The sequence below is a fragment of the Acetobacter fabarum genome (assembly GCF_040702925.2).
Classification (GTDB): Bacteria; Pseudomonadota; Alphaproteobacteria; order Acetobacterales; family Acetobacteraceae; genus Acetobacter; species Acetobacter fabarum_B.
In genome coordinates, this window is the sequence record NZ_JBFCXX020000001.1 from 306648 (window position 1) to 327968 (window position 21321).

At 57.3% G+C, this 21321-nt stretch carries 24 protein-coding genes; 9 read left to right on the forward strand and 15 right to left on the reverse strand.

Translation table 11 applies throughout. The features are described from left to right. Positions 1-50: 50 nt before the first annotated feature. Both serA and AB2L51_RS01435 read left to right on the forward strand, forming a co-directional pair. Positions 51-1310: a phosphoglycerate dehydrogenase gene (gene serA / locus AB2L51_RS01430; protein WP_395580807.1), complete on the forward strand. Its 1260-nt coding sequence runs from the start codon at positions 51-53 to the stop codon at positions 1308-1310. 22 nt (positions 1311-1332) lie between these two features. Further along, positions 1333-2826, forward strand: a complete 1494-nt coding sequence (locus AB2L51_RS01435) for a YifB family Mg chelatase-like AAA ATPase (RefSeq protein ID WP_395580808.1) — start codon at positions 1333-1335, stop codon at positions 2824-2826. A gap of 3 nt (positions 2827-2829) precedes the next feature. On the opposite strand, the gene metC is transcribed toward AB2L51_RS01435, so the two are convergent. Together metC and AB2L51_RS01445 are read right to left on the reverse strand one after the other, a co-directional pair. Next, positions 2830-4041 (reverse strand): cystathionine beta-lyase, encoded by a 1212-nt coding sequence (metC, locus tag AB2L51_RS01440; RefSeq protein ID WP_395580809.1) that lies wholly within the window; start codon positions 4039-4041, stop codon positions 2830-2832. Next, the gene (locus tag AB2L51_RS01445; RefSeq protein ID WP_395580810.1) at positions 4038-4886 is read right to left on the reverse strand and encodes a sulfurtransferase; all 849 of its coding nucleotides are present in this window, start codon (positions 4884-4886) and stop codon (positions 4038-4040) included. Before AB2L51_RS01445 ends, metC begins: the two co-directional genes overlap by 4 nt. 213 nt (positions 4887-5099) lie before the next feature. On the opposite strand from AB2L51_RS01445, the gene AB2L51_RS01450 reads away from it, so the two are divergent. Both AB2L51_RS01450 and AB2L51_RS01455 read left to right on the forward strand, forming a co-directional pair. Beyond that, the gene (locus tag AB2L51_RS01450) at positions 5100-6188 is read left to right on the forward strand and encodes an AI-2E family transporter (RefSeq protein ID WP_395580811.1); all 1089 of its coding nucleotides are present in this window, start codon (positions 5100-5102) and stop codon (positions 6186-6188) included. Then, on the forward strand, positions 6185-6892 hold the full coding sequence (locus AB2L51_RS01455) for an endonuclease/exonuclease/phosphatase family protein (RefSeq protein ID WP_395580812.1): 708 nt from the start codon (positions 6185-6187) through the stop codon (positions 6890-6892). The genes AB2L51_RS01450 and AB2L51_RS01455 overlap by 4 nt, the downstream gene beginning before the upstream one ends. Here AB2L51_RS01455 and cls read toward each other — a convergent pair. Beyond that, complete coding sequence (gene cls, locus AB2L51_RS01460) at positions 6883-8310, reverse strand: cardiolipin synthase (protein WP_395580813.1); 1428 nt, start codon at positions 8308-8310, stop codon at positions 6883-6885. The two genes, AB2L51_RS01455 and cls, sit on opposite strands and share 10 nt — an antisense overlap. On the opposite strand from cls, the gene AB2L51_RS01465 reads away from it, so the two are divergent. Further along, the gene (locus tag AB2L51_RS01465; RefSeq protein ID WP_395580814.1) at positions 8309-8761 is read left to right on the forward strand and encodes a YraN family protein; all 453 of its coding nucleotides are present in this window, start codon (positions 8309-8311) and stop codon (positions 8759-8761) included. The two genes, cls and AB2L51_RS01465, sit on opposite strands and share 2 nt — an antisense overlap. 63 nt (positions 8762-8824) lie before the next feature. Here AB2L51_RS01465 and AB2L51_RS01470 read toward each other — a convergent pair whose 3' ends face one another. The 9 genes from AB2L51_RS01470 to purB all read right to left on the reverse strand — a co-directional run bounded on the left by AB2L51_RS01470 (position 8825) and on the right by purB (position 15643). Beyond that, positions 8825-9142, reverse strand: coding sequence for a hypothetical protein (locus AB2L51_RS01470; protein ID WP_395580815.1), 318 nt, complete (start codon positions 9140-9142; stop codon positions 8825-8827). 70 nt (positions 9143-9212) lie between these two features. After that, positions 9213-9551 (reverse strand): Grx4 family monothiol glutaredoxin, encoded by a 339-nt coding sequence (gene grxD, locus AB2L51_RS01475; protein WP_086645961.1) that lies wholly within the window; start codon positions 9549-9551, stop codon positions 9213-9215. Between the two features lie 39 nt (positions 9552-9590). Then, positions 9591-9821, reverse strand: coding sequence for a BolA family transcriptional regulator (locus AB2L51_RS01480; RefSeq protein ID WP_275176578.1), 231 nt, complete (start codon positions 9819-9821; stop codon positions 9591-9593). A gap of 15 nt (positions 9822-9836) precedes the next feature. Then, on the reverse strand, positions 9837-12041 hold the full coding sequence (gene purL, locus AB2L51_RS01485) for a phosphoribosylformylglycinamidine synthase subunit PurL (RefSeq protein ID WP_395580816.1): 2205 nt from the start codon (positions 12039-12041) through the stop codon (positions 9837-9839). Further along, on the reverse strand, positions 12038-12739 hold the full coding sequence (gene purQ / locus AB2L51_RS01490) for a phosphoribosylformylglycinamidine synthase subunit PurQ (protein ID WP_395580817.1): 702 nt from the start codon (positions 12737-12739) through the stop codon (positions 12038-12040). The genes purL and purQ overlap by 4 nt, the downstream gene beginning before the upstream one ends. Then, positions 12736-13107: a Rap1a/Tai family immunity protein gene (locus tag AB2L51_RS01495; protein ID WP_395580818.1), complete on the reverse strand. Its 372-nt coding sequence runs from the start codon at positions 13105-13107 to the stop codon at positions 12736-12738. The genes purQ and AB2L51_RS01495 overlap by 4 nt, the downstream gene beginning before the upstream one ends. Continuing rightward, positions 13104-13346 carry a phosphoribosylformylglycinamidine synthase subunit PurS gene (gene purS, locus AB2L51_RS01500; protein ID WP_086645965.1) on the reverse strand — a complete coding sequence of 81 codons (243 nt, stop codon included), beginning with the start codon at positions 13344-13346 and terminating at the stop codon, positions 13104-13106. The genes AB2L51_RS01495 and purS overlap by 4 nt, the downstream gene beginning before the upstream one ends. A gap of 28 nt (positions 13347-13374) precedes the next feature. Further along, positions 13375-14142, reverse strand: coding sequence for a phosphoribosylaminoimidazolesuccinocarboxamide synthase (gene purC, locus AB2L51_RS01505; RefSeq protein ID WP_086645966.1), 768 nt, complete (start codon positions 14140-14142; stop codon positions 13375-13377). 151 nt (positions 14143-14293) lie between these two features. Next, the gene (purB, locus tag AB2L51_RS01510; RefSeq protein ID WP_395580819.1) at positions 14294-15643 is read right to left on the reverse strand and encodes an adenylosuccinate lyase; all 1350 of its coding nucleotides are present in this window, start codon (positions 15641-15643) and stop codon (positions 14294-14296) included. A 162-nt stretch (positions 15644-15805) separates the two neighbouring features. On the opposite strand from purB, the gene AB2L51_RS01515 reads away from it, so the two are divergent. The 4 genes from AB2L51_RS01515 to AB2L51_RS01530 all read left to right on the forward strand — a co-directional run bounded on the left by AB2L51_RS01515 (position 15806) and on the right by AB2L51_RS01530 (position 19487). Then, positions 15806-16414 (forward strand): YjbE family putative metal transport protein, encoded by a 609-nt coding sequence (locus tag AB2L51_RS01515; protein ID WP_395580820.1) that lies wholly within the window; start codon positions 15806-15808, stop codon positions 16412-16414. Between the two features lie 83 nt (positions 16415-16497). Next, a complete protein-coding gene (locus AB2L51_RS01520; protein ID WP_395580821.1) occupies positions 16498-18477 on the forward strand; it encodes a lytic transglycosylase domain-containing protein in 1980 nt (659 codons plus the stop codon). Next, positions 18474-18956, forward strand: coding sequence for a phosphatidylglycerophosphatase A family protein (locus tag AB2L51_RS01525; protein WP_395580822.1), 483 nt, complete (start codon positions 18474-18476; stop codon positions 18954-18956). The genes AB2L51_RS01520 and AB2L51_RS01525 overlap by 4 nt, the downstream gene beginning before the upstream one ends. Before the next feature lie 12 nt (positions 18957-18968). Then, positions 18969-19487, forward strand: coding sequence for a CinA family protein (locus tag AB2L51_RS01530; protein WP_395580823.1), 519 nt, complete (start codon positions 18969-18971; stop codon positions 19485-19487). 4 nt (positions 19488-19491) lie between these two features. Here AB2L51_RS01530 and AB2L51_RS01535 read toward each other — a convergent pair whose 3' ends face one another. Genes AB2L51_RS01535 through lipA form a run of 3 tightly spaced genes read right to left on the reverse strand, consistent with a single transcriptional unit; the run spans position 19492 to position 21309 of the window. After that, positions 19492-19791, reverse strand: a complete 300-nt coding sequence (locus tag AB2L51_RS01535) for a hypothetical protein (RefSeq protein WP_395580824.1) — start codon at positions 19789-19791, stop codon at positions 19492-19494. A 52-nt stretch (positions 19792-19843) separates the two neighbouring features. Beyond that, positions 19844-20335 carry a type II toxin-antitoxin system RatA family toxin gene (locus AB2L51_RS01540; RefSeq protein WP_395580825.1) on the reverse strand — a complete coding sequence of 164 codons (492 nt, stop codon included), beginning with the start codon at positions 20333-20335 and terminating at the stop codon, positions 19844-19846. Continuing rightward, positions 20335-21309, reverse strand: a complete 975-nt coding sequence (lipA, locus tag AB2L51_RS01545) for a lipoyl synthase (RefSeq protein WP_395580826.1) — start codon at positions 21307-21309, stop codon at positions 20335-20337. Before lipA ends, AB2L51_RS01540 begins: the two co-directional genes overlap by 1 nt. Positions 21310-21321: the final 12 nt, after the last annotated feature.

The window sequence follows — 21321 nt, forward strand, 5'->3', positions numbered from 1 at the left end:
TGTTTTGCGATAGGTCTGCGCTTCGGTACAACAGCGATGGTCAGTCCAATATGAGCACGAGCACGCACCTGTCCCTCTCCAAGGACAAGATCCGTATTCTTCTGCTGGAGGGTATCCACGATAGTGCCGTCGCCCTCCTCAAGGCCTGTGGTTACGAGAATGTCGTACGCCACAAAGGCGCGCTTGAGGGCGATGCGCTCAAAAAAGCGCTGGAAGGCGTGCATATTGTTGGTATCCGCTCGCGTACGCAGCTGACCAAGGAAGTGCTTGAAGGTGCTGATCGCCTGATGGCTATTGGCTGCTTTTGCATTGGCACCAATCAGGTTGATCTTGAAACCACACGCCTGAACGGGATTCCGGTTTTTAACGCACCGTACAGCAACACGCGCTCCGTGGCCGAACTGGTCATGGGGGAAATTGTTATGCTGATGCGTCGGATTTTCCCTCGCTCGGTTGAGTGCCATAAAGGCGAGTGGACCAAATCTGCCGCCAATAGCTGGGAAGTGCGCGGCAAAACGCTTGGGATTGTGGGGTATGGCTCCATTGGCTCACAGCTTTCCGTTCTGGCGGAAGCCTTTGGCATGCGGGTTGTTTATTACGATGTGATGGATAAACTCGGCCACGGTAACGCCCTGCCGGTTGATACACTGGATGACCTGCTGGCGCAGAGTGATGTGGTAAGCCTGCATGTACCCCAGTTGCCCACTACGGCGAATCTGATGGGTGCGGAGCAGATCAGCAAGATGAAGAAGGGGTCCTTCCTCATCAACAATGCCCGCGGCAATGTTGTTGATCTGGATGCGCTGGCCAAGGCGCTGGAAAGCGGGCACCTGCTTGGTGCCGCCATTGACGTGTATCCCAAAGAGCCCAAAGGTCCGGGTGATCTGCTGTCCACCCCGATCATGGGGCTGGATAACGTTATTCTCACCCCTCATATTGGTGGTTCGACGGCGGAAGCTCAGGAACGTATTGGCGTGGAAGTAGCACGCAAGCTGGTGGAATATTCGGACGTGGGTTCCACGTTTGGTGCGGTTAACTTCCCCGGTGTCCAGCTGCCGCAGAGCCCGCGTGGCACACGCTTCATGCACGTGCATCATAACATGCCTGGTGTTATGATGAAGCTGAATGAAATCTTCCTGCGCGAAACCTGCAACGTCACCGCCCAGTTCCTCCAGACCGATGGAGAGATCGGTTATGTGGTGATCGAGGCCGATACGGGTGGGGATACGGATCTGGATGACCGTCTGCTCAAGGCTCTGCGTGAACTTGATGGCACGGTCCGTGCCCGCCTGATTTACAAGGGCCGTTAAGCATGGGCTACGGAGCGCGGGAATGATCTATTCCCGCATCCGCAGTTTTGCTTTTTCGGGTATCGAGGCCAGACCCGTATGGGTTGAAGTGCAGATATCCTCTGGTTTACCTGCATTTCTGGTTGTCGGTCTGCCAGACAAGGCGGTGGGTGAAGCGCGCGAGCGCGTTCGGGCCGCCTTGACGGCCATAGGGTTGGCGCTTCCCGCCAAGCGTATTCTTGTTAACCTTGTTCCTGCGGACCTCCCCAAGGAAGGGTCGCATTTTGACCTGCCCATTGCGCTGGCCCTGCTGGCCGCCATGGGGGTTATCTCCGCAGAGGAAGTGGGCCGTTATGCGGCTCTTGGCGAACTCTCGCTTGATGGACGGCTTAACCCTGTTTCAGGCGTGCTTTCGGCTTCTCTGGAGGCGGCCTCCATGGGACTGGGGCTTGTGTGTCCCGCTTTGCAGGGGGAGGAAGCCTTATGTGGTGGTGATATTGCCATTCTCGCGGCTCCTGACCTTCTGGCGTTAATCAACCATTTTGCTGGTCTGCAAATCCTCAGCACACCTGTTTTTTCCCGCTCGGAGCCTCTTTCCGCAGGTGTTGAGCCTGACCTTGCGGACATCCGGGGGATGGAAACAGGGCGCAGGGCGCTGGAAATTGCTGCCGCTGGAGGGCATTCCCTGCTGCTTTCCGGCCCGCCAGGTGCTGGCAAATCCATGCTGGCCGCCCGGTTGCGCGGGTTGTTGCCGGATCTGTTGCCATCGGAAAGTCTGGCGGTTTCACGTATCTACAGTGCGGCCGGGCTGTTGCCCGATGGCAGGCCCATACGCCGCCCGCCTGTCAGGGACCCGCACCATTCCGCGAGCCTGCCTGCACTGGTGGGGGGCGGAGCGCGCGCCAGACCGGGGGAAATCAGTCTGGCGCATCATGGTGTGCTGTTTTTGGATGAACTGCCCGAATTTTCGCGCGCAGCACTTGAGGCTTTGCGCCAGCCGCTGGAAACCGGGCAGGTCAGCATTGCGCGCGCAGCTGTGCATATTACCTACCCTGCCCGCTTCCAGCTTATAGCCGCCATGAATCCCTGCCGTTGTGGTTATCTGGGGGATGCAACGCGTGAATGCAGCAAAGCGCCCCGCTGTGGCGCGGATTATCTGGCGCGTCTGTCTGGCCCACTTATGGATCGTATTGATCTGCATGTAGCCATGCAGCCGTATGAACCCCTTGGTTACATGACACAGGCGGGTGGAGAAAATACTGCAACAGTCGCCGTACGGGTGGCTCAGGCCAGAATGCGCCAGACAGAACGACAGGGCGTGCAAAAAAATGCCGAGGCGGCGCTGAATGTGCTCTCTCTTACCGGGAGTGCTCTGGAACTGGCGCAGGCTGTGGCGGAGCGGTACCGTTTTTCCGCGAGGGGTTATACCCGTCTGTTACGGGTTGCCAGAACCATTGCCGATCTGGTGGCTGCGCCGGATGTAGAGCCCCAGCATATTGCCGAGGCTGCCACATTCCGTGTCCGTTCTGCGTCGTAAGGTTCAGGCTGCGTGGTGCAGGGCGTCAAAGGCCTGATCCAGATCATCAATAAGATCCTGCGCGTTTTCCAGACCGATCTGTAGCCTGAAAGCGGGAGATTCTGGCTGCTCAGCGCCAAAGTTCCGCGTTATGCCTCCTGTGGTCGGGAGCACCAGGCTTTCATACCCTCCCCATGACGCACCAATACCAAACAGACGCATGGCGTTAATCATGTGTTCCATGCTCTGGCAGGTGTATGGAGCGTTCAGAACCACGCCAAACAGGCTACCAGCCCCTGTAAAATCGCGTTTCCAAAAGTTATGGCCCGGGCAGTCTGGCAGTGCGGGGTGCAGGACCTGCGCCACTTCGGGGCGCTGTTTGAGCCATGTGGCAACCTGCAGGGCGGTGCGGGCCTGCTGCGCCATACGAACCCCCATTGTGCGCAGACCACGCAGGGTAAGCCAGCACTCGTCCGGTCCGGCAACCTGACCAAGCTGGATGGAGGCGTCCCGCAGGATATGCCAGCTTGCCGGATCAGCTACAGTGATGGCTCCTGCAATCACATCGGAGTGGCCGGAAGGGTATTTGGTCAGGGCCTGAATGGAGACATCCACGCCATGTTCAAATGGGGCAAAAATGCCGAACCCCCATGTGTTGTCCAGAAAAAGACGGGCGCCATGCTGGTGGGCAACTTCCGCCAGCATGGGAATATCCTGCACTTCAAATGTATGGCTGCCCGGACTCTCGGTAAAAATGATGCGGGTGTTGGGCTGGACGTACTCTTCCACTTCGGGCCGAGTGGCACAGGGCGGAAAGTAGGAAATATCCACCCCAAAGCGGCGGAGCATGTTTTCAGCAAAGCGGCGGGTTGGGCCATAAACGCTGTCGGCCAGCAGGCAGTGATCGCCTGCCTTTAAAAAAGCCAGTAACGGCGTGGTGCATGCCGCCAGACCGGAGCTGACAATCTGACAGTCTGTGCCACCTTCTATGCGTGCAATCAGTTTTTCCAGTTCATGCTGGGTGGGAGAACCCATAGCGCCATAGATGCTGGAGTGATCATAACGCTCCTGCCCTTTGCGGCTCATGCTCTTGAGGGAGGGAAAGAGCACAGTGGAGCCTCGCTCCAGCGGTGGATTGACGTATGTCCCCATCTCGGGAGGGGGCGCCCTACCTGTATGGGTCAGGGATGTGCCAAGTTTCTGCCACCCGGCATCCACACTGTTGCGTTCTGTCATGGATTTTGGCCAGTTGTAACGGGTGTACCGGGTGTGCTGCCCCACTCGGCCCAAGAACCATCATAAAGGGCGTTGGAGGGAAATCCCGCCAGTTCCAGCGCAACGTTCAGAACCGCGGCGGTCATGCCGGAACCACAGGTGGTAATGGGGTGCGTTGTGGCGGAAACCCCCGCCTGTAAAAACAGGGTTTGCAGTTGTGCGGCGGGAAGGAAAAAGCCATTTTCGTCCAGCACGGTTTTATAGGGAATGTTACGCGCGCCGGGCATGTGCCCGGACTTTACACCCGCGCGTGGTTCGGGGTCTGTGCCATAAAAACGTGCAGCACTCCGGGCGTCCAGTATGGGGCGGTTTTGCTGCCGCACATGTTCAAGCATATCCCCAAGACCGGCCAGACGGGAATATTCTGTTCTGGGATGGTAGACCTGTGGGGCATACGAAGCGCTCTCCCCCTGTTCCACCGGCAGGTTCTGCTGTCGCCAGGCATTGAGGCCACCTTGGATGATCTGGGTTTTTTCATGCCCGAATAGCCTGGTCATCCACCAGGCCCGGCAGGCAGAAGCTACATTGCCCTGATCGTAAAAAACAATATGGGTCTGAGGCGTAATGCCCATCTGGCCAAACAGATGGGCAAAGCGTGCGGCGGATGGCACGGTATTTGGCAGGGTGCTCTGCGGGTCAGAAAAAACAGAGATGTCAAAATACTGGCTACCCGGAATATGGCAGGCTTTAAATTCAGCCTGCGGGTCAAATGTCTCTCCGGGCAACAGGGTGGTGGCATCCAGAAAGCGGATTGTCGTGTCCTTGGCGAGCGCTGGCAGGAAGCTGCCGGGAATGAGAGGAGACATGACCAGAGACCTCATGTTTTTTTAACAGGACAATAACGATCACATAGTCCTTCGAAACTGGCAAATGAGTTATGATATGTGAAAGGGCTTCACTAAAGCCTCTATCCGAACCGGCTGGAAACTCGGTGCGGAATGCGCCATACCATACAACTGATATGCCATGTTCCTGTCAGTAGGACATAACAGTAAGGCGTTCGGTGGTTTGTTGCGCGCATGACAGATAGTCACACATTGACGGCTGAACGTATTCTCCGGTTTTTATTGCTGGCAGGCATTGCCTATGGATGCATTGCCGTGCTGGTTCCTTTTTCCTCTGCCCTGCTCTGGGCGGGCGTGCTGACCTATACCACATGGCCTTTTTTCCAGTATCTGCGGCGGAGCATGGGGGCCAATGCGGCCAGCCTGATCATGACGATCCTGTGCGCTGTGTGTGTGGTGTTTCCACTCGCGCTTCTGGCATCGGCCTGTGTGGCGTCTGGCCCGCGCTGGGCTTTGCAGCTGACATCCCTGTTCGGGCAGGTCAACCAGTTGCCTCCCCTGCCGAGATGGCTGGACAACCTGCCTGTTTTTGGACCGGATATCCATCATCGCTGGGCGTTGTGGAGCCGTAACCTCGGGCTTGCTGCGGCTGAATTGCGCCCCTATGCGGGAGGAATTATCCAGTCTGTTCTTGGTGTGCTCATGCAAATGGCCAATGGAGCACTGCATCTTGTAACGGCTTTGTTCATTTCCTTCTTTTTCTGGATCAGCGGCTCCATTCTATGGGACACGTTGCAGGCCGTTATCCTGCGGATTGCCGGCCCTCAGGCGGGGCGGCACCTGTCCATTATTGCCAGTACAGTGCGCGGCACCGTGTATGGCATTCTGGGCACCGCCATTATTCAGGGTATTCTGACCGGGCTCGGGTTGTGGTTCTTTGGTGTGGCCGAGCCGGTTATTCTGGGCGGAATTGCAGCCTTTCTGGCGGTATTCCCTGTTGGTGCGCCTTTGGTGTGGATCCCGGCCGCGGTGTGGTTGTTTGTAACCCATCACCAGCTCAAGGGGATTTTGCTTATCATCTATGGCGTGGCGTTTATTTCTGGTGCGGATCATCTTATCCGTCCGCTATTTATAGCGCGTGGGTCCAAGCTGCCTTACCTGCTTACCGTGCTGGGGGTCATAGGTGGATTGCTGGCTTTTGGTGGGGTGGGTATTTTTCTCGGGCCGGTCCTGCTTGCTACCGGCTTTACGCTGACCATGGAATTTGCGCAGGGCGGGCCGGCGCGGCCACCACTGGATGATACAAGGAATATCGCATCATGAAGAGCCGTCTGGCCCGTTTTGTTGAGCTTGCATCCAAAGGGCGGCGCAGGCATGTGGCTGCCAATGACACACCCGGGGTCCGCATTATCAGTTGGAACCTGCTCCGTCGCACAGGGGCGACAGTGCATGATGTGGCCGCCCTTATTGAGGCCGAACAGCCGGATATTCTGCTCATGCAGGAAGCCACGGTGGAAATAGACGTGCTGCCTGATGTGATTGGTGGCCACTATGCACGCTCCCCCCTGCCGGGGCGTATTCATGGTGTCGCATGCTGGAGCCGCATGCCTTTTGCGCGGCCGCCACGGGCATGCACCATTCCGTCAGGACCAATCGTTAAACGACACGCCCAGATAATAGATTATCCCCAGTTTTCTCTGGCTAATGTGCATCTTTCACATGGGCAGATGCTTAACCGCAGGCAGTTGCGGCGGATTGCATCCCTGCTTTCTGCGCCATGCGCTATTCTGGGGGATTTTAATCTGGTGGGGCCAACCCTTGTTCCGGGATTTGCCGATGTGGGGCCAAAAGCTCCGACACACCGCATGATTGACCTGCTGCCCATTCGTCTGGACCGTTGTCTGGTGGAGGGCATGGTCTGCTCGGACGCGCAGGTGCTGCCCATTTTTGCCTCGGATCATCGGCCTATAGCGGTCACACTCCAGCCAGAAATTGGTCGGCGTACACTGGCGAGTGCTTACAGGTAAGGCATGAACAGTCTGGCAAAGGAATCCCGTATGCGGGTTGGGTAGTTCCGCTTGTCCAGATCATAATGTGTTAGCCGCTGGTTGCGGTGCTGGCATATGAATTCATCCATGATTTCCGCCATGGTGACGTCATATGTCTCCATATTGATTTCAAAGTTCAGACGCAGGCTGCGAATATCAAGGTTGGAACTGCCGACAAAAGACCATGCCTTGTCCACAACCATCAGTTTGGAATGGTTAAAGGGAGGATTGGCGTGCCAGACCCGTGCTCCTGTATCCAGCAGAGGGGATATATTGGCGGCACAGGCCCAGTCCAGCGGACGATGGTTGCTGCGGAGTGGAATAATAATATCTACCTGTACGCCGCGTAAGGCTGCCAGCCCGAGTTCGGATAAAAAGCGGGCACCCGGTAAAAAATAAGGTGTCATCAACCGTATGCTTTTGCGCGAAAGCGTAATGGCCTGAAGCATGGTATATTCAATTTTTTCCAGATCTGTGTCCGGCCCCGCAGTAACAATCCGGGCCAGCGAACTCCCTTTACTGGCATGTTCTTGTAAAAAGAGATCCCGGTTCAGTTGTTCCCCGGTTGTAAAATACCAGTCCCATGCGGCAACCTGTGCCAGTTGGTGCACAACTGGCCCTTCAATTCGGAAATGCGTGTCAGATACAGGGTGCCGGGGCTTGCGCGCGACCAGATTGTTGTCGGCAATGTTGAGCCCCCCCATAAACCCAATGCGACCATCCACAACCAGAATTTTGCGGTGGTTCCGTAAATTAAGGAACGGCATCCGCCAGGGGAGAAGTGAATGCATGAAGCGTGCGCAGGGAACCCCTTCCCTTTTCAGATAACGGTAGATGGGAGATAAAAAATATCCACTGCCAATACCGTCCACCAGCACACGGACGTTGACCCCCCTTTTATGCGCGGCAATCAGCTTGTCTGCGAATAATTGCCCGCTGGCGTCATGCCGGAAAATATACGAACATAGCAGAATGCTTCTGGTCGCTGTTTCTATGGCGTCCAGCATATGCGGGTAAGCGCCATCGCCATCATGCAGGCTGGTGATGCTGTTATTGCCAACAACGGGGCGGGTTGTCAGCTTGCCCACCATTAATGCCAGGGGAGCAAACTGGCCATCAAGCTCCCTGTTCCATGCAGACAGGTCAGCCCCATCCGGCCTGTGTGTCGTTCTGTCCCCCACCAGCTTTTTGGCTAGTCGGGTCACACGGTTGATCCCGAACATGAGGTAGAGAACTGTTCCCAGAAACGGCATGAGAACACATATGCCAATCCACCCGATGGCGGATGACGTATTCCGTTTTGTAAGCAGAATATGCAAACTCACGCCGGTAACCAGACACAGGCGCACACACGCAACAATCAGGACTGTTGTGGAAAACTGGAGATCAAAAAACATGGTGGAGAGAAGGCTTACACAACAGGTGGCTGACGTCCACAACATAGCGAATAAGTGTTCTGCACAACAGCGTCCAGTCTCTGCCGCAAAACGGGCGAGAGGTTATGCGTCCTACCACAATGGTCTGGCGGCGGAGGAGGCTGTTTGCCAGAAATTGCGGGGTTCAGGGTGGCACATTCTGCTCCAAAGGGCAAAAACCCGTCGGGGAGAAATTGATATTGTTGCACAAAATGGCGCAACAATCTGTTTTATTGAAGTCAAGCAGCGCCAGACATTGCGTGGAGCGGCGGAATGTCTTTCCGCAGCGCAGTCCCGAAGAGTATACAAGGCCGCAGAGTGTCTGCTGCAAAGCCACCCACAGTGGCAGTATGAAAACCTGCGATTTGACCTGTTTATGCTGGACGCAAAAGGCCAGATGGCATGGCTGGAAGATATTATCCGTCAGATGTAAGGCGCAGGGGCAGATTAAGGACTACCCTGCCCAGAAACGTGGCCCGTTTAAACCAGACGGCATTCAGGTACGGCGGTGGGGCTTGCTGCCGTGTATCGCGGTATGTGCGCTGGGATGGTAGCTGACCAGATGCACCATTTTACCATGCTGGGCAGAGGCCAGTACTACCTTGTGCGGCGCATGGCTTGCTGTTGCCGTATGGTGCACAATATGGCGAACATGCACGACAGGTGGTGGTGCGGTCAGGGAGGCAAAGGTTAATTTACTCGCTTCCAGATCGGAAAGAACACGTTCCGCATGCACAGAAGAACTTGTGGCCATTACACTCAGACCGATACCGGCCAGAGCAAAAAGCCCGCGTACAAACGGCACTCGCGTCATTAACCTTAACCCCCTGATCTTATGTCTGCCTGAAACTATACAAAGCAATTACAGGCTGACAACCCATAATTCAGGCGGATGCGTTGCAGGCGATGTTTTTTTCCTGCAGCAGTTTTTGCAGTTCACCGGTCTGGTACATTTCGGTCACAATGTCACACCCACCAACAAACTCACCTTTGACGTAAAGCTGGGGAATGGTGGGCCAGTTGGAATAGTCCTTAATGCCCTGACGCAGTGCGGAATCTGCCAGAACATTGGCGGCTTTGAACGGTACGCCAATCTGCTGCAGAATCTGCACTACGCGGGCAGAAAAGCCACACTGTGGGAAATCGGCATCCCCTTTCATGAAAAGCATGACAGGGTTTGAATCAATATCCTGCTGGATGGTCTGTTTGATGGAATCAGTCATCTGTCTGTTATCCTTGCTCGTGTAGAATCCGGGCTCTGGTCAGGGAGCGGACGTGCGGAGAGCCAGCGCATGCAGCTTGCCCCCCATATGTCCTTCAAGCGCATTATAAACGAGTTGATGCTGCCTTACACGCGGAACATCACGAAACGCCTCGCTTACAATCGAACAGGAATAGTGATCCCCGTCTCCTGCCAGATCATCAATCTTGATCTGGGCATCGGGGAACGCCTTCAGAATATAAGCTTCAAGTTCTGTGGTGGACATGGCCATGGTGCTGTCTCTCCCCTATTGGTCCATCAACGCAGGAAAAAAGATTTCATGCGCGGATTTAAGGCGTGCGGCAGATATGGTGACGCCGCTGGGAAGAATCAATTCATTTCCTCCGGAGCGACCCATCAGACGTGCAGGTACTCCGACCTGTGCGGCTCTGGCGCAAAAAGACTTGGCATCGGCAACGCATACAAGGTAGCGGGCCTGATCCTCACCAAACCAGAAGGCTTCTGGCCGGATGCCGGAATCCGGGCTTTCCAGTTCGCAACCCGTGCCTGACGCCATGACCATTTCGGCCGCGGCAACCAGAATGCCGCCGTCGGCAATGTCATGGCATGCGCTAATCTGGCCTGCCTGAATTTCGGCCCGGACAAAATCCCCGTTCCGCTTTTCTGCTGCCAGATCAACCGCTGGTGGAGCGCCTTCTTCACGTCCCAGAATCTCACGCAGCCAGATGGACTGGCCAAGTTCACCCTTGGTCGCGCCAATCAGCACCAGATCGCTGTCGGGCTGCATGCCAAGACCGACGGCAGAGGACACATCATCCAGCACACCAAGCCCACCAATGGCGGGTGTTGGCAGAATGGCCTGTGTTGTGCCGTCAGGCAGCCGGGTTTCGTTATACAGGGAGACGTTACCGCTCACGATGGGGAAGTCGAGAACCTTGCAGGCCTCTCCCATGCCCTCAAGGGCCGCAATGAACTGGCCCATGATCTCCGGCTTTTCGGGATTGCCGAAGTTCAGGTTGTCCGTCACCGCCAGAGGGCGTGCGCCGGTTGCCGTAATATTGCGCCATGCTTCAGCCACAGCCTGTGCGCCACCTGTGCGCGGGTCCGCCTGACAGTAGCGTGGCGTGCAATCTGTTGTCAGTGCAAGACCGAGCTGTGTATCTTCCACCTTAACAATGGCGGCATCCGCAGCGCCGGGGCGGCGCACGGTCTGCCCCCCTACGGTGCTGTCATACTGGTTCCAGACCCATGCGCGCGACGCCAGATCGGGCGAGGCCACAAGCTGGAGCAGCATGGCATCAAGCGAGAGCGGTGCGTGGACACTGCCCAGCTCTGCGGGTTTTTCCGGCGCGATGGAAGGACGGTCATAAACCGGGGCTTCATCGGCCAGAGGTTCAAGCGGAATATCAGCCTCAAGCTGGCCTTTGTGCTTGATGACAATATGGCCGGTTTCGGTCAGGTGACCGATAATGGCAAAGTCCAGTTCCCACTTTTCAAAGATCTGGCGTGCCAGTTCTGTCCGGTCAGGGCGCAGGACCATGAGCATGCGTTCCTGACTTTCAGAAAGCATCATCTCATATGCGGTCATATTGGGTTCGCGCTGGGGCACGGCATCAAGGTCAAGCTCGATACCAACGCCACCCTTGCCAGCCATTTCCACGGCGGAAGAGGTCAGGCCCGCTGCACCCATGTCCTGAATGGCAACAATGGCATCTGTTGCCATCAGTTCCAGACAGGCTTCAATCAGCAGTTTTTCAATGAAGGGGTCGCCAACCTGCACGGTCGGGCGCTTGGAAAGCGCGTCTTCATCAAACTCGGCGGAGGACATGGTGGCACCATGGATACCGTCCCGCCCTGTGCGTGAACCAACATAGACAACAGGGTTGCCAACACCAGCTGCGGCAGACAGGAAAATACGGTCCTGCCGGGCAATGCCCACGGTCATGGCGTTGACAAGCGGGTTACCGTCATATGCCGGGTGGAAGTTGATTTCCCCCCCGACTGTCGGCACGCCCACGCAGTTGCCATAGCCACCAATCCCGCGCACCACGCCATCCACAATACGGCGGGTAATGGGGTTTTCAGGGCTGCCAAAACGCAGGGCGTTCAGGTTGGCAATCGGGCGTGCACCCATGGTGAACACGTCACGCAAAATGCCGCCAACACCTGTGGCCGCGCCCTGATAGGGTTCGATAAAGGAAGGGTGGTTATGGCTTTCCATCTTGAAGATGGCGGCATAACCCTGCCCGATATCCACAACACCTGCGTTTTCACCCGGCCCATGGATAACCCAGGGGGCCTTGGTTGGCAGGCCACGCAGCCATTTGCGGGAAGATTTGTAGGAGCAGTGCTCCGACCACATGACGGAAAAAACACCCAGTTCCGTCAGGCTGGGCGTACGGCCCATGATAGACAGAACACGGCCGTATTCCTCGCCCGTCAGGCCGAATTCACGCGCCAGGGATTCATCAACGGTTACAGGCTTATTCACCGGACCAGAGCCTCCACCAGACCTTCGAACAGCGGCAGACCATCCTCGCCCCCCATCAGCGGATCAACCAGATCCTCGGGGTGGGGCATCATGCCGCAGATACGTTTGTTTTCGCTCAGAACACCGGCAATGCTGTTCACGCTGCCGTTGGGGTTGCTTGTTCTGTCATCCGCGCACACACGTCCCTTGGCATCGGCGTAGCGGAATGCAACGCGGCCTTCGCCTTCAAGCATGGCAAGGGTCTGGGCATCGGCTGTGTAGTTGCCATCCCCGTGTGCCAGTGGAGTGCGGAAGATGTCGCCCTTTTTCCAGCGCCGGGTAAAAGGAGTGCCTTCAACCTCCACGCGCAAATGGCAGTCTTGCGAGAGGAACCGCAGGTCCGCATTCCGCAGGAGCGCGCCGGGGAGCAGGTTGCTCTCGGTCAGGATCTGGAAGCCGTTGCACACGCCCAGAATATGCCCGTCTTTGGCGGCAAAGTCGCGCACGGCCCCCATGATCGGGGAATGCGCGGCCATTGCGCCACAACGCAGGTAGTCACCATAGCTGAAGCCACCGGGCAGCACGACCAGATCCACACCGCTCAGATCTGTCTCATGGTGCCAGATCATACGAGGGGCCTGCCCGGTCACGCGCCGCAGGGCAATGGCCATATCTCGTTCCCGGTTCGTGCCGGGAAATACGACAATCGCTGCTTTCATTTTTTCACGTCACACGGATAAGAGTCATGCAGGGCGGTAAAAACGCTCTCTCCCACTGGTTTGCCCAGTGAGTCGGTATGCGCTTTCAGCCAGGTGAGCACCTTGGCGCGGATAGCGGCAATGTCTTCGCTTGCCGGCACACAAAAGCCTGTGGGGGGGGAGGTATCACCCGTATTATGCGCGTTGATCTGGGCAAGGGTTACGCCATCGGTCAGACCGCTCAGATAAGCATCGCACGCGGTGTGTGAGGCCGAGCTGGAGCACATCTTGCCAAGTGCGCCCGCCTTCATGGGGGCCAGCCGCTGGGCATGTGCCAGACCGGGGACCGCCAGCGCACCAGCAAGGGCGATCAGGGCAAGGCGCTTCATGCCACAACCTCTACCGAGTAGTCCTCGATGACCAGATTGGCGAGCAGGTTGCGGGCCATTTCCCCCGCTTTTTCGTGCGCTTCTTCTGCTTTTACACCATGCAGTTCCAGCTCTATGACCTTGCCAACGCGCACGTCCTGCACGCCTTCAAAGCCCAGTGTGTGCAGTGCGTGACCAATGGCCTTTCCCTGCGGGTCCAGAACGCCGTCCTTAAGCATGACGGTTACACGTACTTTCATTCTCAAACTCCCAAAGTACCCGTAGGGGTTACTGAACTGTTTCTGGGCCTTTCATGTCACCCCCGGCACCGTTTTCCGGCAGGATGCCCATGCGGCGTGCAACTTCCTGATACGCTTCCTTCACGTTGCCCAGATCGCGGCGGAAGCGGTCCTTGTCGAGCTTTTCGTTTGTGTGAAGGTCCCACAGGCGGCAGTTATCAGGCGAAATTTCGTCAGCAAGAACAATACGCATGTCCTCACCTTCCCAGCACCGGCCGAACTCGAGCTTGAAGTCCACGAGCTGGATACCGATGCCGCTGAACAGGCCACAGAGGAAGTCGTTCACGCGCATGGACATGCCCGTAATATCTTCCAGATCATGCGGGCAGGCCCAGCCGAATGCGATAATGTGATCTTCCGATACCAGCGGGTCACCAAGTTCGTCGTTCTTGTAATAGAACTCAACAATCGGGCGTGGCAGGCGCTGGCCTTCGGGAATATTGAAGCGCTTGGAAATGCTGCCAGCGGCAACATTGCGGATGACCACCTCAAGCGGGATAATCTCCACTTCCTTTACCAGCTGCTCACGCATGTTGATGCGGCGGATAAAGTGAGTGGGGATGCCGATTTCCTGCAAACGCAGCATCAGGTGTTCGCTAATGCGGTTGTTGAGCACACCTTTGCCGGTAATCACACCGCTTTTGGCACCATTGCCAGCCGTGGCATCGTCCTTGAAGTATTGCACAAGGGTCCCCGGTTCCGGACCTTCAAAGAGGATTTTGGCTTTACCTTCATAAAGCTGGCGGCGACGGGCCATAATGATCCTTACCTGTCGAAATGTGTGCGGGTGGTTGGGTGACCGCCCCAAAAAACGGGGGAACCAAGCTGGTGGTTCACCCCTTTATTGCTCCCGTGTTCATAGCAGGCTTCCCGCGTGGAGGATACAGCCTGTGCAAACCGGGCTGCGGTTACTGTTTGGGGCCAGTTTCGCCGAAGATTTTTTCAAACTGGAAGTCCAGCGCCTTCAGGTGCTGGCGGCTGTCCATGGCGGCATCCAGCACGTCGGCGGGAATACGGCCCGAAATTTCGGCATCATCGGCCAGATTTTCGCGGAATGTTTTGCCTTCGGGCGTGCCCAGTCTGGTCCATGTTGCCATCGCGTTGCGCTGGACAATACGGTAGGCATCCTCGCGCGACAGGCCAGCTTTTGCCAGTGCCAGCAGAACTTCGCCCGAATGGACCACGCCGCCAAGGCTTTCGATATTCGCAGCCATACGGTCGGGGTACACCACAAGCTTGGAGATCATGCCGGACAGGCGGGCCAGGGCAAAGTCCAGCCCGATGGTGGCATCGGGGCAGATGTTGCGCTCGACCGAGGAATGGCTGATGTCTCGCTCGTGCCACAGTGCCACGTCTTCCAGTGCCGGAATAACGGCCGCGCGCACCAGACGGGCAAGGCCGGTCAGGTTTTCGGTCAGCACGGGGTTGCGCTTGTGGGGCATGGCGGAAGAGCCCTTCTGCCCCGGATGGAAGAATTCCTCCGCTTCGCGCACTTCGGAGCGTTGCAGGTGGCGGACTTCCGTTGCAAGCCGCTCAATGCCGCTGGCAATAACGCCCAGGGCGCAGAAGAATGCAGCATGGCGGTCACGCGGGATAACCTGAGTGGAAACTGTTTCGGCCTGCAGGCCAAGGCGTTCGGCCACGTAGGCTTCCACGCGCGGGTCAAGATGGGCATATGTGCCCACAGCACCGGAAATGGCGCAGGTGGCAATTTCGGCCCGTGCGGTTTCAAGGCGGGTTCTGTTCCGGGCGAACTCGGCGTAATGGCCAGCAATCTTGAGGCCGAAAGATGTGGGCTCGGCATGAATGCCGTGGCTGCGGCCAATGGTCAGGGTGTGTTTGTGTTCAAACGCACGTGCCTTGAGGGCGGCCAGAGTTTCGTCCAGATCCTTGAGCAGCAGGTCAGTGGCCTGCACTAGCTGCACGGCAAGGCAGGTGTCCAGCACGTCCGAAGAGGTCATGCCCAGATGGACAAACCGGCTTTCGGGGCCAACTTTTTCTGCCAGCCATGTCAGGAACGCAATAACGTCATGCCGTGTTTCGGCTTCGATCTCGTCAATCCGTGCGAGGTCCGCATCGCAAAAAGCAGCCATGGCGGCGTTGCCTTTTTCGCGGACCACTTTGGCGGCTTCCTTGGGGACCGTCCCGTATTCCGCCATGGCTTCACAGGCCAGAGCTTCGATCTCGAACCAGATTCGATAGCGGTTTTCAGGGGACCAGATTGCGGCCATGACGGGGCGGGTATAGCGCGGCACCATAACGCGAATTCCTTAACCAGAACAGTTTAAACGTCAGACAGGTGGCGTCTCTCTAGCGGATTTCGCGCATGTCGTCTGCCCGCAATGCGGAAAACTTTGACATTTTCTGCCGCGTGCCAGAAATACACGCCATTCAATGCATGTTCCGGAATCGGAGTTATTGTGGCCAACCTATTTGATTCTGCCAGTTTTCCGGCAGTTGCCGCCCTCTTGCAGGTTGTGCTGATTGATGTGACCCTGGCCGGGGACAACGCGGTTGTCATTGGTATGGCCGTACGCTCCCTTGGCGGGGCACAGCGGCGCAAGGCCATTTGGGCCGGTGTGGGGCTGGCTGCGGTCATCCGGGTGCTGCTCGCACTTGTGGCGGTCAAGCTGCTGAGCATTGTCGGCCTGACACTGGCTGGCGGGCTGCTTCTGCTATGGGTCTGCTGGCGCATGTACCGCGAAATGCAGCACAGCAACGCTTCCGATGGGGAAGCGGGCAGCGCACCGGGCAGTCTGCGTTCGGCCATCATCAAAATCCTGATCGCTGATTTATCCATGAGTCTGGATAACGTGCTGGCCGTGGCCGGGGCTGCACGTGAACACCCCGGTATTCTGGTTATGGGGCTGGCCCTGTCTGTTGTGCTTATGGGGCTTGCGGCCTCCCTGATTGCGCGGCTGCTTGAACGTTATAAGTGGATTTCGTGGGTGGGGTTGCTGGTTGTGCTGGCTGTTGCCGTGGAACTGATAGTCAGTGGCGGCGGAGAGGTCTGGGGCCACCTGCTCTGAGCCTGACGCAGGTGTGTCAGGCAGGCCGTCCCTGCCTGACAAAAGAACTTGCTAAATTGCAAAAAAACCGTTGAATTTCGGGTATGACCCGTTCTTACCCTTCATGGCGGCGGCAGCTTGTTGCCGCGGTATCTCTGGTCGGGTTTTCCCTGACCGCCTGCTCTGGTCCATCTGCCCAGCCGGTGTCTGCTCCCGAGGTGAGTGCGGGAGCAGATGATGTCGTCTCCCCAGCCCGCAGCACCATGCAGACTGGCAACCTGAACGACCGGCTGGATACATGGCTCCGTCTTGTCGGGCCAGCACATGCCAGTGCTCAGGATTATGCTGACTTTTTACAATCCGGCAGTGTGTGGCCCCGCTGGTCGGTACTGGTCCTGCGTATGCAGCAGGCTCTGGCAAGCGAGACAGATACACAAATGCTGGCCCGCTTGTGCCACAGCCAAAAACTGACTTATGCTCCGGCACTGGTGCAGTGTGCTACGCAACTGCCAGATGATAAATCCCTTCAGCAGCAGCTTGTGGCCGAGGCCATAACCGCATGGACCGATGGGAGCGACACACCAGCCGCAGCGACTGCACTGGCGGGTACATTTGGGGCAAGCCTTACTCCCCAGAGTTCATGGTTACGTTTTGACCGGCAGGAACGTGCTGGGCTGATCAATGCAGCCCAGCAGACCCTGCCCTATCTTTCCGCCAGCAGGCAGCCTCTGGCGCAGGCCCGGCTGGCGTTAAGAAACAACGATGCAGCGGCGCAATCCCAGTTTGATGCCCTGCCTTCTTCTGCGCGCACTGATCCATGGCTTGTGCTGGATCTGGCCCGCTGGCTGCGTAAGCAGCAACGCTATGACGAAGCCGTTGCCCTATGGAAAGCCGGGGCCGTTGAGGCTGAACGAACAACCCGCTCCAAACTGTTCTGGCGTGAGCGGGACGGGCTGGCCCGTGAGTTGATCCAGCAGAATCGGGCCGGGGATGCCTTTGCTGTGGCGAATGACACGACTGCTCAGGATGAGAGCCGTCTGGAGGCCGTGTTCCTGAGTGGGTGGATAGCCCTGCGCCTGCAGCATGATGCCGCGACCGCAGAGGATTTTTTTCGTCAGCTTACTGAGTCTTCCTCACTTATTACACGCAGCCGTGGATTTTACTGGCTTGGTCGCGCCCGCGCCGCTGCGGGCAATATGGCTGCGGCGCAGGCGGACTGGACGCGCGCCACAGCCTACCCCGGCACCTATTACGGTCAAATGGCGGCCGCTACTCTGGCAGGGCAGGCCAATGCTCTGTTAGAGCCCGGGCAGGTGCCTGCACTGATCGTACAGAATCTCAGGAAGGCGGATAACGTAATCCCCTCTCCTTCTGAAGACGCACTGCCAACGGGTAACGATCTGCTTCTGGCGGCTCTCAGGCTGGCGGCCATGGGGGATAAAGACCACACACGCGATTTTTTGAACCTGTTTGAAAAACAGGTCACGCAAACCCCGCAGCGTCAGGCGCTTTCATCTCTGGCACTGCGTCTGGGTGTGCCCGATATTGCCGTGACCATAGCGCGCCATGCCGGGCGGGATGGCGTGTTTATGCTGCGTTCAGGCTGGCCCCTGCCTTACACACCGCCCCAGAGTTCTTTGCCCAAGGATTTTGTCATGGGCCTCATACGGCAGGAAAGCAGCTTTAACCCTGATGCAGTCAGCCCTTCCAATGCCATAGGTCTTATGCAGATCAAGCCTTCCACTGCGGCGGATATGGTGCGCGCTGCCGGGGTGGCGCCATCTGCCGCTACGGCTCCGGGGCTGCGGAATGCACAAAATAACATGCAACTGGGTACAGCCTACCTGCTCCACCTGCAGGACCGGTTTGGCCCCATAGTCCCCTATATGGCGGCTGCTTATAATGGTGGCCCCACCCGTTTGGCCAAATGGCTGACCACGGCAGGGGACCCCGCCCATAATGGAGGGGACATGGAGCAGATGGTCGACTGGGTGGAAAATATTCCTTACGCTGAAACACGTAATTACGTGCAACGCGTATGGGAAAACATGATTGTTTACAAAGCGTTGGAAACTCAGGAATGACCCCTGCCCGTCTGATCGCAACGTTTGGAGGCTGTGGCCTGTCCCCCCGTGCGCCCGGCACCGTTGGCTCCTTTGCTGCTCTGCTGGTTGGGCTGCCTTTGCTAAAGCGACCCCGTACGCTGGCCTGTGCTGCTGTAGCGGCAACCGTTGTGGGCTGGTGGGCCACCGCACGTGCGGGCAAAGGGGAAGATCACAGCTGGATTGTGATTGATGAAGTGGCGGGTATGTGGATCGCCCTGCTGGCCTGTTTACCCGATAGTGACCAGAGCGAGGAAGCAACCAGAGCTACGTACCGGCTGCTATGGCCCATTGTGGCGTTTGGGCTGTTCCGGGTGTTTGACATTACAAAGCCCGGCCCCATAGGCACGCTGGACAGGCGGCATGATGCTCTTGGCGTTATGGGGGATGATGTGCTGGCCGGGTTTGCCAGTGCAGGCTGTGTGCACGCACTACGCAAAGTATGGGCAGCACGGAACTAGAAAGGGTTGAACATGCTCGAACAGACAGAAGGATATGGCGGCACTGCGGTTCTGGCCGAAGCCGAGCGTGTTCTGGCTCTGTTGCGCGCAGCAGAACTGCGGGTTGTTACGGCTGAGAGCTGCACGGGCGGGCTGGTCGCGGGGGCATTAACGCATTTTGCCGGGTCATCGGATGTGACCGAAGGTGGTTTTGTCACCTACTCCAATAGCATGAAGCAGGCTGTGCTGGGTGTACAGGCCAGCACATTAGCGGCCCATGGCGCAGTGAGTGCGCAAACGGTAGAGCAGATGGCTGAGGGAGCGCTGAATGCCTGTTCCAACGCTGCTGTGGCCGTGTCTATTTCCGGTATCGCCGGGCCGGGAGGAGGCAGTGTGGACAAACCGGTGGGTCTGGTCTGGTTTGCCACTGCACTACGTGGAGGCCCAACACGCGCGGACCAGCAGATATTCTCCGGAGATCGGGCACAGGTGCGCGAGCAGGCGGTGTTACATGCCTTAAGGCTTGTTTCTGCCCGTTTGCTCCATCAGTAGCAGGTTATTGCCTGTCGGTCGGGTTATAAACAGGGGCTTCCTGTAAATCCGGTGCCATAACCCCAGTGCCTTTGGCTATGGTGCCATCCGGCAATGCCGGAGTGGGGGTAGGCTGCACAATAGGCTGGGGACGCTGTATATGCGCCAGACTCTGGGTGTTTAACGTATCCGCTGTTACGCTCCCACCACGAGACTGATCTATGGGGGCTGTGCGTTCTGTTCGCTGTGGCCGTGTGTCTGCCATGGTCTGTGCAACTGGCACCAGCATTCCACCAAGCAGAAGCAGATAAAACAGTACGGGCATGTGGTTGTCCCCTGTGTTCAAACTCTGGGTTCTGCGTGATGGAGGGTAAGGCTCAGGTTGCCGTTTTCTGGCCCGAAAGAGCGGCTGGGGTGGTGGTGCCAGCCTGTAGTACGGGAGGGCCATAAACCTCTTTGGCGCGCTTGATAAAAGCGGAAACCATAAGGCGGGTTGCTTCGGTAAAGACCACACCAATAGCCGCTTGCAGAATCCGGGAATTGAACTCGAAATCGACAAAAAAATCGACCTGACACCCGCTGGCATGGGGTGTGAACTTCCACACATTACGCAGGTAGCGGAAGGGCCCGCGCTCGTAACGCACGGTAATGGTGGACGGACGGTCCAGTGTCACACGGGAGGTAAAACTCTCCCTGAACGGCCCGAAGCCAATGGTCAGGTCGGCAACAAGTTCTGTTTCGGTGCGGCTGCGCAGGCGTGCGGCAACACACCAGGGTAAAAAGGCAGGGTAGTGTGTAACGTCCGCAACCAGATCAAAAATCTGGTCGGGGCGATAGGGCAGAACACGCGTCTCTGCGTGTTTAGGCATTACAGAGCCTCCTTCAGGCGCGTGTTGCGTGCTTCGCGCAGCTGCGCAAAATCTGTGTCAGCATGGTAGGAAGACCGCGTAAGGGGGCTAGAACTGACCTGCAAAAATCCTTTTACGCGTGCCATGGTGCCGTATTCCTCGAATTCTTCCGGTGTTACAAAGCGCGCAACGGCAGCGTGTTTGACCGTGGGCTGCAAATACTGCCCCATTGTAATAAAATCCACATCAGCAATACGCAGATCATCCATGACCTGAGCGAGTTCCATTTTTTCTTCACCCAAGCCCAGCATCAGCCCGGATTTGGTGAAAATGGAAGGGTCAAGCTGCTTGACCCGGTCCAGCAGACGCATGGACTGGTAATACCTCGCACCGGGCCGGATCGTGGGGTAAAGGCGTGGTACGGTTTCCAGATTATGGTTGAACACGTCCGGGCGGGCTTTAACAACCACTTCCAGAGCCTTGTCTTTACGTAAAAAATCCGGCGTCAGGATTTCAATGGTCGTATCGGGGGATGTCGCGCGTATGGCGGCAATGACACGTGCAAAATGCTGCGCGCCCCCATCGGCCAGATCATCCCGGTCAACAGAAGTAATCACTACATGGCGCAGACCCAGCTTGGCTACGGCTTCTGCCACACGCTCAGGCTCACCTTCATCCAGTGCATGAGGCATGCCGGTACTGACATTGCAGAACGCACAGGCGCGGGTGCAGATTTCCCCCATGATCATCATGGTGGCGTGGCGTTGTGACCAGCACTCCCCTATGTTGGGGCATGCGGCCTCCTCACACACAGTGACCAGCTTGTTGTCACGCATGAGGGTTCGTGTTTCGTGATAAGTCGGATCGTTGGGCGCTCTAACGCGTATCCATTCCGGCTTGCGGGCAATGGGGTTGTCCGGCCGATGGGCTTTTTCGGGGTGCCGTAACCGGCTTGTCCCACCTTTCCGATGATCGATCTCGACACGAGTAGACATGACTTCGCCCAT